This window comes from Sphingomonas zeicaulis (genome assembly GCF_050433225.1).
GTDB lineage: Bacteria > Pseudomonadota > Alphaproteobacteria > Sphingomonadales > Sphingomonadaceae > Sphingomonas_D > Sphingomonas_D zeicaulis.
Window position 1 is genome coordinate 18,423 of sequence record NZ_JBNPXQ010000019.1, and the last position, 18,739, is coordinate 37,161.

The window sequence follows — 18,739 nt, forward strand, 5'->3', positions numbered from 1 at the left end:
TAAGCCCAAAATCTCGCATCTTCCAGAACCTTTGAACTCCGTTTTGACGGCGTGCCCACGCCGCCCAAGCGCCGAACAATCAACTCGCTCAGGCGCGATCGTCAAGGCTGAGGTGAAGACAGTCGAGATCGTCCGTGCGTTTGACGCACCAAGCAGTTGCTCGATGTGACAACGCAATTCCGCGGCGATGATCGCTATCGCTGCGCTCTTTAAGCCGGCGCCTTAACGGCTAACAGCATCATCGGCTGACAGGTACGTCGCATCAAACGCCGGATGGGGTTCGATGCACTGCGTCTGAAATATGATTTGGCCAACCTCAGCCGGCTCGTTTTCGATCCGATTCAATGCTTCGTTCACGATCCGACATTGCTCGGCGTCAGGATAGAATTGATGCTCGTCGAGGAACGACCGCGCCTTGTGGAACGTGTCGAGCGTGGCGCTGGCGATCTCCGCCACCGCCGCTTCGATGCGGCTCCGCGGCAGGGGGGCGATGGATTGGGATGACATCGAGGGTTCGATCCTCGGAGATGACGAATGCCATGCGCCCGGCATCCCGGGCCGAAAATCGCTCAACGAGCCCATCAAATTCGATAAACGCCGCTACAGGCGCCGCAACCGGATCGAGATCATGTTCGGTCGTCTAAAGGACTGGCGCCGCGTCGCCACCCGCTATGACCGCTGCCCAACCGCCTTCTTATGGGCGATTGCACTCGCTGCCACCGTCATCTTTCTGGCTCTGATTGGTGAGTCATGACCCTAGCGCCATCTTGTTTATGCGGCCTTCACACACGCCCTTAATAGGCTATTCGTGTCAGGCCTCGATCCGGGGTCGGAGTTTCTCAAGGGTATCTGCTGATTAGTGCGCCCAGGGGCGGGCGCAAGGGGGCTGGGGTTGGACGAAGAGGAGCGGCTCGTCGAGCTGCGCATGGCCGAGGTCTGGAACGACCGCGGCGCCTTGCGTGCGCTGGACGCCTATCTTATCGAACGTACCGAATCCTGGGCGCGCAAGCTGCGCCTGAAGATCGGGGTTCGCGCGAGCCAGTTGAGGAATGGCGCATCAGGGCAGCCGCCGATCGGTCCGGATTTCACATCCCGCTACGGATTGGCACCGCCCAGCGGGCAGTGGCTGTATCGCTATCGCCTGAAGGATTCGGCGTTCCGGCAGATCGAGCAGGATGTCCGCGCAGCCGCTCAAGGCGCCAGGCTGGGGTCGGGCACGATGCCCGCTCTGTTTGTGTTGTGGGCATCGGAATGGTTTCGTCGAAGCTATCGCGGCGATGGCCATCGCTGGGAGTCGCTTAACGCTGCACTTGGTGTGTCGATCGACCAGAATGCGCTGCGTACGATAACCGCGCAGGGCTTACACTTGTGGCAACGGCGGCCGATCGAGGGCGCCCATGGCCGATATTTTCTCAGCACACTTGCACGCGAAGGCGGCTTTCCCGCTGCGGCGATCGAGCAAGGTGGTAAGGGATGGGCGCGCGACATATTGGCGGCGATCGTCGCGCCATTACTCGCCGATGCGACTCCGACGATCGAGCGCGCCAACGCGCTGGCCCGGCTGCAACGCGATCGCCTGTTACAAGTCTATCAGGATGAGGATTTTCTCGCGCTTTGCGCCGACCTCGCCTTCGCGATTGTGACATTGCGCAAAGAGGCGGATGGGCCGGCTCTGGCCGCCGGATTGCCCGTCGCCGCCTGGCTGTCGCTCTACCAGCCGGAGTGGCGCGAGCGGTTGCCGATCACATTGGAGGACAATGGCGCAGCCAGCCTAATCGAAGGCCTGATGCTGGTCGAGGCCCAGCCAATCCGTCATGGCCAAATTGGCGTGACCCGCTTCCTGCGGAAAATCGGCGAGGGCTGGCAGGAAAGTGCGAGGCTAGAGCTGGACGGCGCGCTGGAGGGGGATGGCGTGCAAGGCCTCGATCCTGATCTCGGGCGGCTGCGCGCGCACGCCGCCGGCGATCTTGCCCGCGTGTTGCCCGGTGAGCTTGCGCTGATCGAACCGCCAGCGCGCGGGGAGAGGAACTGGACGGTTCGCTCTCTTGGGCGGGTGCGCAAGCTGCATTCGATCCCATTCGTCACCACGGTGTCGCTCGACCTGCGGGTCGGTGAGCGCGGAGTGCGGCGGATCGTCCTGCCCGGTGGCCAACCACGGCGCGGCCGTTTGCTCATCTGCACGATCGCCGAAGGCGACGAAGATGCGCCCACCGAGCTCAAGATCGAAGGCAGCGGAAGCGGTGCCTACCGGGCCGAACTGGTGGTGGCACAGGTTCCGCAGGGCTGGCGCATTGATGCTGTGGCTGGCGAAGAGGTGGTCTGTCTTGGTGGCGGGATTGGACAAGCGATGCTCTGGCGAATCCGAGGTGGCGCCTACGTCACCACGCCGGACGGCGACCGCTATCGGATCCGCACAGGCCAATCGGCCGACCGGCGGGACAGAATCGAGCTTTATGGCAACCCTGTCAGCTGGGCGCGGCTTACCGGCGATGTCGATCTGTTCTGCGGGCCGCCCGAGGTCAGGCTTCAAGATGCCGGCCGTGGCGCCCTGTTCCTGCGCCGGATCGGCGCCCGCGAATGGGAACGAGCGCCAAGCCCGCTGCCGCTGGGCCATTACGAAATCGGTTGGCGCGAGGAACGGTTGCTGCTCGATCGGCGCCGGATCGCCGTGATACCAACGGGAGCCCGGATGCGCCCTGAAGGCATGGGGAGATCGACCCGCTTCCTGCTCGACGGATGGGACGGCGTGACGCTGACGCCTGCCGATGACGCGCCGGTTCATCGCCGTTCGAATCGGGAATGGGCAGCCCGGCCGGTGAGCCAGGCAACACATCGGTTCGGCGCGGTGATCGCCTGGTCTGGGCCGACCGATCCCACGCTCGCCATTGAGATCGATTATCCTGCGGAAGCCGGAATCGCACGTTGGGACGGTGCCATCCTGCCGAACCGCACGCGCATCACCTTGGCGGGTCTGCGCGATCTGGTCGCCTTTGATCGCGGTCACATGCAGATGTTCGGCGAATTGTTCGAGCATGGCCGCAAGCAGCCTGGCCACGCGATGACGTGGGATTTCGATGGGGAGATGCCGATGAGCGTTCCCGCCGCCGACATCGCGAGTCTGCTGCTGCCGGCCCATATCGATGCCGAGGTGCGGCTTGGCATGCTCGACGGGATCGAGACCTATTGGCATGTAGCCCAGTTCGCCACCCGGCTCGAGGTCGAACGCGGCGGCATGGTGGCGAGCCGTGGCGTGATCGAGCCGGGCACCCAATTGTGCGGACGTTCCCTCGCGGAACCGGCTCGGGAGCGCGCCTTCGCCATCTATTCATTGGGTAATGACGCCAATCATCGGCCGGACGCGCTGCCGGACGATTTGGTTGGCACATGGCTCGTCTATCTGCGGCAGGGGGCGGCAGTCATTTCGCGGCCTGTGTTGTTTGAAGGCAAGCGGGCGTCGGCGGATGGTGGCAGTGCGCTGTCGCGGGCAATGGGCCTTCCCTGGGGCCCGCTGGACGCGGCTCTCCACGTCGTTCTCGACATCGCGGAGAGCGACGGGTTGGATGCAGCGAGTGTCATCACCGAGCTGAACGCGCTGGTCGCCTCGCTCGCTGGCTTGCCTCCCGCGACCTTCCGCGTGCTGGCCCTGCTGCCCGATCGTCCAGCCGTGCTGACGCGTATGGCTCTGATGGCGACTGATGCCGAGCGAGACGCGATCCTCGCGCTGTCTGACGCATTGCCATTCGCTTGGTGCCTCGTGCCCGCTGCCTGCTGGCATGGAGCACAGCGACTCAAGCTCGATCAGGCGCTAGGCCTGCTGCAGGCGCTTGGCGCCAAGGCGATGGACTATGCGATGGAGATGGTGGCCTCGTCGCGCGTCGCCATTGTCGATCGCGAGCCGCTGCTCGGGCCCGTACTCCAGCCTATCACGCTAGAGAGCGACCTGGAGAGCGTAGCGCAGGCTTTCGTGATCCGCGCGATTGAGCGGATGCAGGGGCATGGCAGCGAATTCCGCCGCATCCTCGGCGATCGCCTGCCAGCCTATTTCCTGCGCTTCGACGATCGTTGCCTCGAAGCGCTGGACGCACCCTGCGCCGCCGCGCTGGCGGTCGCAGGGCAATGGCGACCGGATTTGTTGCAGATCCGCCGCATCAAGGCGATTGCCCGCAATTTTCCGACCTATTTCGCCGACGCCTTCGCGCTGTCGCTGCCGGAGTATCTGTAATGGCCAAAGCCGATCCCCTGCGACCCGTCACCACGCCGTTGCGCACCACCGATCTCGTCCGCGCCCGCGCGATCGAGGCTGTGCTCGGCCAGTCTGGCCTCAACCATGCAGGTCTCGTTGCCGAGGTGCGCCGGCGCTTCGGCGCGCTCAGCGTCGAAGATGGTGCGCTGGTTCGCGAGCCGGTGATCGAGGGAGCCGCCCCGTTTCGCACCGGCGAGCGCGATTTTGCGAGCTGCGCGGGCACGTTGCTCCATCCTGACGTGATCCGCGCCATCGCCGATCTCAAGGCCGAGCCGTATCGCTTTCCGGCGGACGCCAAGCCCTATCTCCACCAGATCGAGGCGTGGGAGCATCTGACCGCGGCGGAGCGGCGATCCGTCCTGGTTTCGAGCGGCACCGGGTCGGGCAAGACCGAATGTTTCCTCATGCCGCTGCTCCACGATCTGGCAACCGAGTCGGACACGGCCGGCCGCCTGTCCGGCGTGCGGGCGCTGGCGCTCTATCCGCTGAACGCCCTGATCGCGAGTCAGGAGGAGCGGTTGCGCGCCTGGACGGCACCGTTCGGCGGCAAGATCCGCTTTGGCCTCTATAACGGCCTGACGCCCGAGCGGCTGCGCGCGACCGACAAGGTGCAGCCCGAACAGGCGCAGGACAGGCAGACGCTTCGCAACGATCCGCCGCCGATCCTCGTCACCAACGTGACGATGCTGGAATATATGACCGTCCGTCGCGTCGATCGCCCGCTGATCGAGAACAGCCGGAGCAAGCTGCGCTGGATCATCTTGGATGAGGCGCATGGCTATGTCGGCTCGGCGGCCGCCGAGATCGCACTGCTGATCCGGCGCGTGCTGCTCACCTTCGGCGTGTCGGCCGATCAGGTCCGCTTCATGGCGACCTCCGCGACGATCGGCGGCGGCACCGACGTCACCGAGGATCTGCGCCGCTTCCTGCGCGATCTGTCAGGGGCGGAGGAGGATCGCGTCAAGGTCGTGCTCGGCCATCGCGAGACAGTTTCGCTGCCGGCTGCTGGCGGACCACCGGTGCTGAGCGAAGTGGCGCTTGGCGATCCGGTCGCCCTCGGCGGCAATCCCGCCGTGCAGGACTTCGTGCGCGCCGCCGAGGCGGGGCCGTTGCTCTGGGACCAGGCGGAGCGGATGCTGGTCAGGACCGGCCAGCCAGCGGAGCGGGTGATCAACGCGATCGCCGGCCAGGCGGGCGGCCGCGCGCCGCTGCTGCCACTGCGCGTCCACAGCTTCCTGCGTGCGGTGCCCGGCCTGTGGAGTTGCCTCAACCCGAATTGCACGGGCAGCCCGCAGGATTGGCCGTTCGGTGCGATCGCGGTCGAGAAGATCAGTGCCTGTCCGCATTGCGCGTCCGCCGTCTTCGAGGTGCAGAGCTGTCGCGAATGCGGCGAGCCCTATCTCGACGCGATCGAGCGGCAGAGCAAACTGCATCCCCGGCTTTCCCTGATCGATCAGGACGAGTTCGCCCAGGCCAGCGCGCGCGACCGGGAGGAGGAGGACGGCGAGAGCGCCGAGGCCGGCAACGACGCTGTCGCCCGCGAAGGTTTTCCTGATGACGTCCGGCGCGCGATCGCCTCGCGCGCGATGGATCAGGGCCGCACGATTCATGTCGAACCGCTGACCGGACGGGTGCTGGATCGTGCGGGCGACGATACGCGGCCGTTCGAAGCGCATGACGGCAAGAGATGCGGCCACTGCTACGCCGAGGATGGGCAAGGCGGTGCGCTGCTGCGGCCGTTTCGCTTCGGCGCCCCGTTTCTGATCGGCAATGCCGCGCCCGTGGTGCTGGAAGGCGTGGTACCGGTCAAGCCGGAGCGCCAGCCCGCCTACCGGCTTCCCTCGGAGGGCCGTCAGCTCCTTTCCTTCACCGACAGCCGGCAGGGCACCGCCCGCTTCGCCGCCAACCTCCAGACCAACGCCGAGCGCGGCTTCGTGCGCGCCTTTCTCTATCACAGCGTGCAGGGCAGCATGGCAGCGCCCGACGAGGATGATCCCGTGGTCGCCGGCCTGCGCGCCGATATAGAACAGCTCGAGCCTCTTGCAGGCACGGCGTCTGCCATCGCGGATATGGTTGCTCAGAAAAAAGCGGAGCTTGCGAGGAAGCAACAGCCTTCCACCAGCGGCATCGCCTGGGATGACCTGCGCGAGCGCCTCGCTGGCCAGCCTGAAGTAAAACACTGGATGGGCAAGGTCTGGGGCTATCGCGACGAACGCTATCGCGACAACCCGACGATCTTCGCCCAGTTCCTGATGCTGCGCGAGTTCGCCCGGCGGCCCAAACGCGCCAACACCGCCGAAACGATCGGTCTCGCGCGGCTGCGCTTCGACGCGATCGACCGGCTGGGCGCGGAGCGGCTGCCGCCCTTGCTGCGGGAGCATCAGCGAACGATCGAGGAGTGGCGGGGATTCCTGTCGGTGCTGATCGATCAGGTGGTCCGCGCCAACTTCGCGATCCGCGCGGCATGGGAGGATCTTCACTGGCTCAATTCGGCCAAGCCGCTGATGACGCTCTGCCCGCCGCGCGAGGAAGTGCAGGATCGCCACCAGCAGCGTTGGCCGTCGATTGGCGCCAAGGGCCTGCCCGGCAATCCCGCGATCATCCTCGAGCATGTGCTGCGCCTCGATCGCAGCGAGAAGCAGGATCGGGCGGCGATCAACGAGGTGCTGGAGGCGGCTTGGGATCAGCTCCTGCCGCTGTTCCAGACAGCCGGCCAGAGTGGTTATGCGCTCGATTTCAGCAAGGTGCATGTTGCCCCGGTGACCGACGGATGGGAATGCCCCGTCACCCACCGTGTGTTGACCGCGACCGCTTTCGGCCTTTCCCCCTACGGACATCGGCAGGGGTTGAAGACCGCCAAGCAGCCCGCGACGCCGATCCGCTTTCCGCCGCTGCCGATCGACTTCCCAACGGGATCTAGGATCGAGGACGTTCGCGCTTGGACCGAAACCGATCCCAACGTCGCACAGTTGCGCGCCCAGGGTTTATGGAACGACCTGCACGATCGCAGCGCCCTGCTCTCCCCCTATCTGCGCGCAGCAGAGCATAGCGCGCAGCAGCCCGCCAGCCGCCTCCGCCGCTTCGAAGGTGAGTTCAAGGCGGGAGAGATCAACATCCTGAACTGTTCGACAACGATGGAGATGGGCGTCGACATCGGCTCGGTCTCTGCGGTGATGATGACCAACGTACCGCCCGCGCTCTCCAATTATCGGCAGCGCGTGGGGCGTGCCGGCCGCCGGGGACAGGGCTTCGCCGTGTCGCTCACATATACCCGCGACACGCCGCTCGACCGCGAGACTTTCCGCGATCCGCAGACCTATCTGAAGCGCCTGATTCGCGCGCCTCGCGTAAAGCTCGACAGCCGCCGGATCGTCCAGCGCCACATCAATGCATTGCTACTGGCGCGCTGGTTCGCCGGCGAAGATGGCGAAGCGATGAAAACCGAGGTGGGCCTGTTCTTCGGTGCGCCGGACGAGGTGGGCGCAGAGCCGATTGCGGCATCGCCTGCCGCGACGTGTCTCGCGTGGCTCGACGCGCCCAGTACCATCGCGGCAATGGCAGACGAGATCGCGGCACTGACGGCAGGCACGGTGCTGGCTGGTGACCGCACCGTCCATGCCGAAGCGAAAGCGGCGCTCGCGGGAGCGCAAGCGGCGTTCGTGAGAGAATGGCAGGCGCTCCAGGATCAGGCGACGCAGGTTGATAAGGCCGCCGCTGCCGGCATCCAGTATCAGCTCCGCCGCCTGACCAAAGAGAATCTGCTGAAGGAACTGGCGGTGCGTGCGGTGCTGCCCGGCCACGGTTTTCCTACTGATGTCGTCCCCTTCGTCAATCGCGACAAACCAGCCAGCGATGAGCAGGGCGATGAGGAAGGCGCGCGCCAGCACCGCCGCACCTTCCCGACCCGCAATCTTGATATAGCCATCCGCGACTACGCACCAGGTGCGGAGGTGGTCGTGGATGGGCTGGTGTATCGCTCGGCCGGAGTCACGCTCAACTGGACGCGCCCGGCGGACGATGCTGCCGCCAGGCAGATCCAGAGCATCAAAACCTTCTGGCATTGCAAGGCATGCGGTGCGGCCGATTGCGGCCATGCGGTGCCCGATCACTGTCCTTCCTGCCATGCCGATGTCGGGATCAATGACCGGCGCGCCTATCTCGAACCAGCCGGCTTCACGGTCGATATGGCGAAAACACCGCATGCCGACACTGATCTGATTTCCTATGTCGAGCCCGAACCCGAACAGATCATCGCGCGCGGCGCAGGCTGGGCAGGCTTCGCAGACCCGACGCAGGGTCGGTTGCGGACGAGCCACGAGGGCCTTGTTTTCTATTCCTCGATGGGCGCTGCGAAGAGCGGGTACCGGATCTGCCTCGAATGTGGGCGAGCTGAGCCGGCGCGCGGGGATGGCGAACCCGTCCTCGTCGGCCACACGCCACTGCGCGGCACAAAAAGAGGCGTCGACGGGCTTTGCCCGGGCAACAGCAAGCCATTCAAGATCACGCGGGATCTGGCGCTCGGCCACGAGGTCTTCACCGACGTGGCTGAGTTGCAGCCGGTCGGGGTCACGAGCGAAGGGGCCGGCTGGGCCATGATCTCGGCGATGCGCGAAGCGCTCGCGCGCAGGCTCGGTGTAGAGGCGGGGGAGATGGGAATGTCCGTCCGTGCCGCGCAGGGCGCAATCGGGCAAAAGACCTGGTCGCTCTTCCTTTATGATCGCAATGCCGGCGGCGCAGGCTTCGCCCCGCAGGCCGCGCCTATGTTCGAGGATCTGCTGCGTGATGCCGAGACGATCCTCGATTGCGGGCAACCGGGCTGCGAGATGGGCTGCTCGGCCTGTGTGTTGACCGCCGATCTTTTCCAGCAGCAGTTGATCATCGATCGCAAGGCCGCATTGGCGTGCGTCCTTGCGATGCGCGGCGCGCTGGCGACGCCGCTGGAAGAAGATCTAGCCGTTCCCGATGCCGGCTTCAGCCGCTCGATGATCGACGAGATCGCAGTCGCCGTTGATCGGGGCGCGCAGACGGTAACCGTTTGGGCGGACCCTGCACTCGACATCGCTGTGCTGGCCGCCCCGGATTTCGTGCGCTTCGCCCGCCGGATCGCAGATCGTGGAGCGCTGCTGGATCTAGTGGTGGTGCCCGAATGGCTGGCCACGCTGGACCCGGCCGCACGATTGGCTTTGCGCGACGCGGCGCAAGGCCGGCCCTTTACGCTACGGCAGGGCAATGCGCCCGCTTTCGCCAACGGTGCCGTGGCACTGGCCGCCGTGTCGGGATCGAATGCGACGATGTGGGCCACGCGCGACCCGCTCACGCTGACGATCGGGGCCGATTGGGGACGAGGGGTTACCGCGCCCGTCGTCTGTTTCGCCCGCGATACCCTGCCGCTCTCGACGACGGTCAATTTGGCGACGCTGCTCCCGGCTTCGGGAACCAGCTATGTCGAGATTGCGAGCGAGCTAGATGGCACGATAGCCCACTTCGGCGAGCGTTTCGTGCGCCATCTTTTGCCCGCCATCCGCAAGGCCGGCGTCGCAAAACCCGGTACGTTGCGGCGGATCGATTATGGCGACCGCTATCTCCACGCCCCGCTGCCGGTGCGTCTCGCGCTCGAGACGATCGCCGCCTTCCGCGATGCGCTTGGCGACACGGGCGCGGCAATGCCGGTTACGCTCGTCATGGACCCGCTGAAGGCGAACGAGCGACAGCCCTATCGGCCGACGCACAATTGGCAATGGCCCGAGGATCGCGCGGACGTGCTCGAGGGTCTGTCGAAGACTCTCGATCTCGATCTCACGGTAAGGGAGCAGGGTGCACCGCATGGCCGCTTCCTGACCCTTCATTTCGACGATGGGCCGATCCGCATCGTTCTCGATCAAGGCTTTGGCCCTTGGGAAACGCCATCCTATGCCAAGTTTGACTTCGGCGTGACGGGGGACGCGCAGGCGGTGAAACTAGCCGCATATTCGGCCGTGCTCGCGGCGCGCGGCAAGACTTATGCTGTGGTAACCGCCTGATTCAATTTTCTTTCAAGGGCATCAGTACATGATCGGTAGTGAACACCAGATCTGGCCGAACCGCATCATTGCATCGCTCTTCCAGAGCCCATGGATCGGCTTTGGCCTGGCGATTTTCATCCTGGTCTGGGCCGTACTCATCATCGTGCGGAATGGGCTTAAGTACCACCGCCCCTTCTCGCGCCAGCTCGAGGCGCGTCTAGCAGCCACCCAGTTCGTGAGCGACGAGCCTAATGACTGGCAGGCGCAGGAAACGTTCGCGGCACGCTACGAGGATATCGATGCCGCGATGATGGCGGGGGGCAAGGAAGCAGCTGAACTGCGCCATGCTTGGACCCAGTTTACCGAGACGATCGTCGATAAGGACGAGACGACGCTACGCGCGACGTCCCGACCGGAGGGTTACTTCCTCCACCTTGGTGACGACACGCGTATTCTCGCCTGGTGGGCGAACATCTTCGTAGCGATGGGCCTCACCTTCACCTTCCTCGGCATTATCGCTGCGCTGGTGCGGACGGTGGACGGGCTTTCCGATGGCAACACTTCCGCGATGCAAAGCGCTCTCATCGGGCTGCTGACGATCACCGCAGCGAAATTCTGGACTTCCATCGGCGGCGTCGCTGCTTCGATCATCCTTCGATGGTTCGATCGGCGCTGGCACTCGGTGACCGAGCGCAGGTTGGAAACGCTGTGCGATCGCATCGAATATGGCACGCTCTTCTCCCCGCCGCAGCGGATTGCCGCGGACCAGTTGCGCGAGCTGAAGCAGCAGACCATCGCGATGTCCGAATTCTCGACCAAGCTCGCGGTCGGCATCGCCGATGCGCTGGGCGAGAAGATGCAACCGGTGATCCGGGGACTGTCCGGCATCCAGACCTCGATCGACGATTTCAAGGGCGGCGCATTCGGCGACATCGGAAAGGAAATGGGCGCGGCACTTAAGGAAGGCGCAGGTGCCGAAATGGCGATGCTGGCCAAGGCACTGACAGACATGACCGGCAATCTCCAAGGGGTCAACGACCGGCTGGAGGGAGCCAGTGGCTCGGCTTCCGAGCAGATTGCCACCGCCGCGCGCGAATTCTCCGTCGCATCCGAGCAGATGACCCGCGCTTTCCAGACGCTCAACGACAATATCAGCGGCATGTCCGATCGCCTGACAACCCAAGCTGAGGCTGCCGCGGACAGGGCTGTGAGGGGCATCGCCGAGCAGCATGACGCCTACGAGCAAATGGCGGATGGCCAGCGCAAGGTAATGGGCGCGATGGGTGAGGAGATGCGCAACGCCTCCACTGTTGCATCGGCTGAGATGGTGCGCGCGGTGAAGGACGCTGTGAGTACCGCAATGGCTCAAAGCAACACGGCGATCCAAGGTGCGCTCGATGGTTTTACAGGCGCCACCGCGGGCATCCAGTCCGCCTTCGATGCGATGAAGGGGCAGGTCGCGGATCTTGGTGAGAAGCTGAGCGGCAGCGCCTCGCAGGCCGCTGATCGCAATGCCGACGTGCTGGCCAAGGCGGCCGCCACACTGGAGGCGGCAACGGCGCAGGCATCGACGGGTATGGGCAAGGCGATCGACGAGGCAATCACGCGATCGGCCGAGGAAAGCAGCCGCGCCATTTCCGCCGCCTTCGCTGCGTTCGGCGAAAAATTCGACATGGCTAGCAACGGTCTTGTCGACACGCTGCGCTCCACCGCCGGGCGTATGGAGGTGCTGAGCAACGCGATCGAGCGATCGACCGGTGCTGCCAACGATCACGCCATCAAACTTAGCGACGCCGGCCGCGAGGCGCAGGGCGTGGCGACGATGCTCGGCCGGGCGGCCAACGACATCCAAGGCGCAGCCGGCCCGATCCGGGAAGCGACCGGCAGGATCGACTCCGCCGTCGGCCAGACGCAGGCGATGCTGACCGCCATGAACGAACGCAGCGCGGGCCATGCGGAAACGGTGCAGAGGCTGTCCGCGAGTTTGGAACAGACGAGCGCCTCCGCCGGCAACGCCTGGAGCGATTATCGTGAGCGGTTCGAAGGCGTTGATCAGGATCTCGCCGCGGCGCTGGAGAAGATCAAGGGCGCGTCCACCGAACATGCGGTTCACCTCAACGATTATGTCGGCAAGATCGACAAGGCGCTGGCCGACGCGGTGCTGCGGCTCGAGGGGCCGGTGATCAGCCTGGCCGAACTGTCCGGGCAGATCGAGGATCTGCTCTCCCGGCTGGAGCGGAAGTAAGCCATGACCAGCCGGGGTGTCCGCCGCAGCCGCAGCGAGGAGGAGGAGGAGAGCTATTTCATCTCCATGGCCGACATGATGGTCGGCCTGCTCTTCGTCTTCATCATCCTGCTGCTCTATTTTGCGTTGCAGTTCCGCCAGACCACCGATGCGCTGGCGGGCGCCAACCAGACGCGCACGCTCATCCTCAAGACGCTGGAGAAGCAGCTGAAGGATCGCGGCCTCAAAGTCACGATCGACACCGATACGGGCGTGTTGCGCCTTCCCGAGGATGTGCTGTTCGACAAGGGCCGGTCGGTGCTCACGCCGCAGGGCCAGGCGGCGGTGGGGATCGTCGCGACCGAGATGGCCAGGGTGCTGCCCTGCTACACGTTCGGCGTGCCGCGCCCGGCCGGCTGCCCGTCCTCCCTCCACCGGATCGACGCGCTCTTTGTCGAGGGCCACACCGACAAGGATCCGATGGCGGGACCCAAGGACAATCTCGATCTTTCGGTGGAACGTGCAACCAACACCTATCGCGCTCTGAAGGCGGCCGCGCCCCTGCTCACGGAGATGCGCAACCTGCCGGCCGGCGAAGGCGAGCCGCTGCCGATCCTGAGTGTCAGCGGCTACGGTCCTGATCGTCCGGTCAATCCTGGCGACAGCGACGCGGCCAAGGCGAAGAACCGCCGCATCGATCTGCGCTTCCTGATGGTGACACCCCGCGCGCCGGATAGCCTTACCGGCATGTTGGTGCGGTGATGGGTGCTACCCGAGACATCGCCGAGAGGATCCTACACGCGGCAGCGCTGCCCGTGCCAACGACGGGCCGCAGACTGCACAGCGAACGTGCGGCGGACGAGATCGCCAGCCGGGTCGCCGCCGGCGCGTCGGGCGGCGAGGACGATGGCGGCGACGGTGAAGATTGGGAGGCGGTCGCCGCGCGGATCGACTTTTCCCGACCAGGCGAGGCGCGGTCCGGCGACATTCGCCGCGCTATCGACGCGATCTGGGAAGATGGCGAGAGAGAGCGGCATGCCGCTGGACTGATCGAGTATGGCCTCGCCGCCGGTCGGAAAAGCTATGATCGCTCGCTGATCATCGCCTATCTTCGGCGCTTCCCGTTCGATCACCCAGCCTTCCCCGTCTTGCTTAACGCAGCAGAGGAATCGGCCGAACGCCATGACTGGATCTGGCGTGAGCGGGGCCAGCGCTGGCATTTCTGGAGTGACGAGGCGGGCCCCGCCACGCTGGGCGCGGCTCTGCTCGCGACCGATGATCCGGCATCCCTGCTGCGGGAAGCGGGACTGGATGGCGAACTGGCGGAAGGCGGCTTCGTCGCCGAGGCGCTCGGCGATGCCTGCGAGACCGTTGGCGACAGCATGAGCGCCGAGGCGGAGACATTGGGCGGCCGATTGATCCGGCTGTTCGATACGCTGGGCGTCGGTTCCATGGACGCGATGCTGGTCTACGCGCTACTCAACCCTTGGATCAGCACGCAGCCGAGCGAAGAGCATAGCAAGCTAGTGGGAGGCCTGCTCGTGAAGAGGATCGGCGATCCGCGCCAGTTCGATCGCAGCGCGTGGGGCGCGATCCTGAAGCAGCTAGGCGAACTGATGCCGGGCGTCCGTCCCGATGCGATGATGGCTGTGCTGGTGGGCTGGTTGACTCAGACCACGGTGCGCGAGTTCTTCAAGATCGTCGGGCGCACCACCGACGATCCAGTCCAATGGGGCGCGCGCGAGAAGTTCTGGCTCGATTATCTGGAAGCCGGCGTCATTTCGAAGGCGTGGTTTGCCTTCGGGGCCAAAGCCGAAAACTTGGTTCACTCACTCGGCGAGACGAGCAGCGTCGGTGCTGGCAAGATCATCGGCAGCAGCCAATACGCCAATCCCAGTCACTCATCGCTCATCCTTGAAATAGGCGATCAGATCATCGCGGAATGGAGCCACAGCGGATCGTGTCGGTTCTGGATGGCAGCCGACCAAGATCATGCGCCGGCATTCTACAAATCGACCTATTTCGGCTATCAACTTCGCGCGATGAACGGCGGAGGCGGCTTCGAATATATCGACCATAAGGGACGGTGGCAGGCTAAGTTCGCGAGGCGGATCTTCGACAAGACCGGCGTGCGCCATCCCTTCCATCAAGATGGTTGGGCGGCATGAGTCCCCACTTCCGCGCCAAGCCCCACTCCGCCGGCGAGCATATCGCGCTGATCCGTACCATCCCCTCGCGCCTGCCGTTCGGCAAGGCGACGCAGGAGGTGGTGCCGTTCGACGACTGGATGCTCCATCTGCCGCCAGGCGCCACGGGCGCGGTCGCGCGATTGATGCAGGCCCTAGCCGATGGACAGGCTGCAGACGACGGAACGCCGCTAGTCTCCACCGATGAGACGGGCGCGACGCTGCATACGACACTGATCGCACGACTAGCCGAGCCGGACGCCGCGGCGCTCGGCCTACCGCCAGCGACGCGGCTGACGCTCAACCTCCAGAATGTCGGCCTCATCCACCTGCCGGATTTTCGGATCGAGCCGCGCTGGACGCGCGCAGGCGGAGTCGTTGCGCGTGCGCAGGTGGTGGGTGCGCGGATCCGTCATGATGGTGCGGACCACCGGTTACCGGAGCCTTTACATTCCACCCTCCACGCCGTCGCGCGCGTCAACGAGAGTCGTGACGATGCCGCCCGGCAGGAGGCGCTCGCCCAGCTGCGCGCCACCATGGGGGATGAAGCGGGCGGCCGTATCGCCGCCGATGGCTATATCGAGCGGCTGCGGCTGGCCTATGCTGCGGGTTTTTCGCTCGATCTCAAGGTGTCAGGCGCAAACTTCGATTTCGATCCGGTGTTGTTCGGTCGCGAGCGGATGGGCGAGGCCGAGGACGGCCGCGCGCTCGATCAGGGCGCGGACAGCCTGCTTCCGCCGGCGCAGGCCGAGAACTTCGCCCGCCGGTTCCGCAAGGGCGCAGGGCGTTCCCGCACCTATCTGCTGGACGACGGATCGATCCTGTTCCTCGATCCCCAGCTGACCCAGGCGCTCGCCATCGTCCACGAGGCACAGCGCGGCACGCCAGAACAGCGTCGCGCCTTCGCGCGCAACCCTGCCCGTGCCGTAGCCGACGGGTTGCGGCAGGCCGGAGAGGATCCCAGCGAAACCGCGGCGCTGTTCGTCGAGACCCAGCAATTTTCCGAGCGAGTCTCGGGTATCGACATCTGGCGCAAGCCCGTGTTGCCTTGGATCAAGCCGCGCCCAAACAGCTGGCTGCCCGAAAAATTCGGCCTGCGGATTGGCGAGGAGCCGGATGCGCGCATGGTCGAGATCGGACCCGATCGCATTGTCCCCGCCCGCGATGCCGCCCAGCAGGCCTTGCGCGAAGCGCGAGCCAGTTTCTCTTTCGACGGCGAAGAGATTCCGGCGACGCAGGCCACCTACCGCGCGCTCGACGATCTGGCGGCGTTGGTGAAGGCCGACGAGGCATCCGGTCCTGACGGAGCAGGCCCGCCCCCCGAGGTTACGCGAACGCGCTACTTTCTTCAGGTCCGCGATAATCTGGAGGATGTTGCCTACACCCCGATCGGCGGTGAAGCCGGGCGGCCGGCCGATCTGCCGCCGGCCGCCTTACCGCCGAGCTTGCTCTCGTCCCCCAAGCCGCATCAGATCGATGGCTTCGGCTGGCTCACCGCCTGCTGGCGGTCCGGTATGCCGGGCGCGCTGCTCGCCGACGACATGGGGCTGGGCAAGACGTTCCAGGCGCTCGCCTTCCTGGCCTGGATCCGGCAGGAACAGCCGCATCCCAAGCCCGTCCTAATCGTCGCGCCGACGGGGCTGCTGGCGAATTGGCGCGCCGAGATCGAGCGGCATCTGGTGTTCGGCACGCTCGGCCCGATTGCCAATGCCTATGGGGCGAGTCTGAAGGCGATGCGCGGCGATGCCGGGCGGGATATCGATGCCGGCGCGTCCGGCGTCGATGTCGAAGGGTGGGCGCATGCCGGCGTGGTGCTTACCACATACGAGACGATGCGCGATTATCATCTGAGTTTCGCGCGCCTGCCTTTCGCTGCAATCGTCTATGACGAGGCGCAGAAGCTGAAGAATCCTGCGAGCCAGATGACGCGCGCCGCCAAGACGCTCAACGCCCGCTTCCAGCTGGCGATGACCGGCACGCCTGTGGAGAACCGCCTGCAGGATCTGTGGTCAATTTTCGACGTGATCCATCCCGGTCTGCTCGGATCGAGCAAGGCGTTCGAAACCCTCTATCCCGCGACTGAGCCAGACCGGCTGCAAGCGCTGCACGACCTGCTGGTCGAGCAGCAAGGGGCGCGCCCCCCCTTGTTGCTACGGCGGATGAAGGACGATTGCCTCGCGGGGCTGCCCGCCAAGCATGTCCGTGTCATGCCGATGCCGATGCCGCCCGTTCAGGCAGCCGCCTACAGCCGCGCGATCGGACGGGCGCTCGCGGTCAAGGGGAGTGGCGAGCAAGGCCGGATGCTGGAGGTCCTGCACCAGCTTCGCGGCATATCGCTCCATCCGAAGAATCCGGAAGAGGCGGCCGGAGACGAGCGATATTTCGAGAATAGCGCGCGGCTGGATACCATCTTCACCCTGCTTAAAACTATCGCCATCGCACGCGAGAAGGCGCTCATCTTCTGCGAAAGCCTGGCGATGCAAGCGCTGCTGGCCCACGAGATCCGCCGCCGCTTCGCGCTTCCCCACCCGGTGCCGCGCATCCATGGCGGGGTCGCGGGAGAGGCCAGGCAACGTGAGGTCGATGCCTTCCAGCGGCGCGGTCCTGGCTTCGACGCCATGATCCTCTCGCCCAAAGCCGGCGGCGTCGGACTGACGCTGACGGCGGCCAACCACGTCATCCATCTGTCCCGCTGGTGGAACCCGGCGGTGGAGGATCAGGCGACCGACCGCGCCTATCGCATCGGGCAGGAACGGGATGTCACCGTCTATCTGCCGCAGGCGGTGCATCCCGATCCGGCGATCGGCCCGCTCAGCTTCGACCTCAAGCTTCACGCGCTGATGGAGCGCAAGCGCAGCCTCAGCCGCGGGCTGCTCATGCCGGGTGAGGAGGATGGCGATGCGGGCGCTCTTTTCGATGCAATCGTGCAGGATGGAGCCGAGGTCGAAGCGGCGATCGACGCGGCACTGTCGCCTCAGGAGTCAGAGCCGGAGCAGCCAGCAGCGAACACGCCGCGCCCACGCCTCTCGCTCCGGCCGCGCCCTGCGTCGGCGCCTGTTGTTGCGTCGTCCCGGCCAGTCGCCGATTATCCCCGGCGCGTCGTCTACGAGCCCCACGGGCCCCGTGATCTCGCCATCTTCCAGCGGCCTGTAAAGGGCGAGCAGATCGAGATACTTGAGATCCGCGATCCCTATGCTTGCGCTGGCAGGCGGGCGCGCGAGAACCTCGTCGAGTTCGCCGCTATGATGTTGAGCCAGGCCAGCAACGTTTCCATCGTCCGTTTAAAGTCGTGGGATGCCGACAGTGTCGGTCTCAACATTCCCGAATCCACCCAAGAACAGCATGGCGATCTGGCGGCACGCTGGAAAGCCAGGATCGGCGACAGGGCGCGGCTCCAGCATTTGCAGGTTTCCAGATTTCAGGATCGGCGCTTCCACGATCGCGAGGTGCGGGCCGATACGCGATCGGGCCGCACCCTGATCTGGGATCTTGGCAGCGGGATCGACGGCGTGATGCGGAGGGACCGGGAATGTCGCGTGACGCTTACTGAGGAATGAGCCGTAGGATGGTACCAGAGGAGAAACTGGTCATATCCTCACTTTGCTGCATGAACTGCGGACTCGAATGTAGCTGACAGTTTCACCGCCGCATTGATGGCGTTCACGCACAAATTTGTATTGGGGGCATGGCGAGAGGCCTTTTTGTCGGAAGACAGTAGCTATATCCATATATGTCAATGCTCTAACCTCAGCTTAATCCCCGAAGCCAAATGGCCAATAGTCGGCCAGCCGCCGGGGTCGGTCGAGCGGCTCGTGTCACGCCGAACGCGTCGGGAACGAACGTACGTTTTCTCGGGCTGATCTCCGAAATCGGTCAGGCAGGAAACGGCCTGCCTCTGTCGCTCTCTGATTGCTGGTCGGCGCAGTGCTGGACGTCGGCTTCTGGCGGACCGGCCATTCGACACATCACCTCGGAACGGCCGCTTCGTCCCGATGTCGTTGAAAAAGTCGCTTCTCGGCCGATGCGGCCGGAAATGATTGAAGCGGACGGGCGGAGGTGCCGAGGCTCATGTCACCACCGTCTG

At 65.1% G+C, this 18,739-nt stretch carries 7 protein-coding genes and 1 pseudogene; 7 read left to right on the top strand and 1 reads right to left on the bottom strand.

From position 1 onward, the window contains the following. Positions 1-222 precede the first annotated feature (222 nt). Positions 223-507 (bottom strand): hypothetical protein, encoded by a 285-nt coding sequence (locus FHS96_RS28950; RefSeq protein ID WP_429600217.1) that lies wholly within the window; start codon positions 505-507, stop codon positions 223-225. Between the two features lie 43 nt (positions 508-550). Here FHS96_RS28950 and FHS96_RS28955 point away from each other — a divergent pair. From FHS96_RS28955 to FHS96_RS28985, 7 genes and pseudogenes are all read left to right on the top strand, one after another. Further along, positions 551-754: pseudogene (locus FHS96_RS28955) on the top strand (transposase); the annotation flags it as partial. 138 nt (positions 755-892) lie between these two features. After that, positions 893-4,222 (top strand): STY4851/ECs_5259 family protein, encoded by a 3,330-nt coding sequence (locus tag FHS96_RS28960; RefSeq protein ID WP_429600219.1) that lies wholly within the window; start codon positions 893-895, stop codon positions 4,220-4,222. After that, entirely contained in the window at positions 4,222-10,263 is a 6,042-nt protein-coding gene (locus FHS96_RS28965; RefSeq protein WP_429600222.1) for a DEAD/DEAH box helicase, read from the top strand. Before FHS96_RS28960 ends, FHS96_RS28965 begins: the two co-directional genes overlap by 1 nt. A 28-nt stretch (positions 10,264-10,291) precedes the next feature. Beyond that, positions 10,292-12,490: a hypothetical protein gene (locus FHS96_RS28970; protein WP_429600225.1), complete on the top strand. Its 2,199-nt coding sequence runs from the start codon at positions 10,292-10,294 to the stop codon at positions 12,488-12,490. A gap of 3 nt (positions 12,491-12,493) precedes the next feature. Continuing rightward, entirely contained in the window at positions 12,494-13,231 is a 738-nt protein-coding gene (locus FHS96_RS28975; RefSeq protein ID WP_429600228.1) for an OmpA/MotB family protein, read from the top strand. A gap of 53 nt (positions 13,232-13,284) precedes the next feature. Then, positions 13,285-14,637, top strand: a complete 1,353-nt coding sequence (locus FHS96_RS28980; RefSeq protein ID WP_429600231.1) for an EH signature domain-containing protein — start codon at positions 13,285-13,287, stop codon at positions 14,635-14,637. Further along, a complete protein-coding gene (locus FHS96_RS28985) occupies positions 14,634-18,212 on the top strand; it encodes a DEAD/DEAH box helicase (RefSeq protein WP_429600234.1) in 3,579 nt (1,192 codons plus the stop codon). The genes FHS96_RS28980 and FHS96_RS28985 overlap by 4 nt, the downstream gene beginning before the upstream one ends. The last annotated feature ends 527 nt before the right edge of the window (positions 18,213-18,739 follow it).

Excerpts from the sequence above, each read along its gene's own strand:
- FHS96_RS28975 (WP_429600228.1), top strand. The coding sequence starts at position 12,494 with ATGACCAGCCGGGGTGTCCGCCGCAGCCGCAGCGAGGAGGAGGAGGAG.
- FHS96_RS28965 (WP_429600222.1), top strand. The coding sequence starts at position 4,222 with ATGGCCAAAGCCGATCCCCTGCGACCCGTCACCACGCCGTTGCGCACC.
- FHS96_RS28970 (WP_429600225.1), top strand. The coding sequence starts at position 10,292 with ATGATCGGTAGTGAACACCAGATCTGGCCGAACCGCATCATTGCATCG.
- FHS96_RS28985 (WP_429600234.1), top strand. The coding sequence starts at position 14,634 with ATGAGTCCCCACTTCCGCGCCAAGCCCCACTCCGCCGGCGAGCATATC.
- FHS96_RS28950 (WP_429600217.1), bottom strand. The coding sequence starts at position 507 with ATGTCATCCCAATCCATCGCCCCCCTGCCGCGGAGCCGCATCGAAGCG.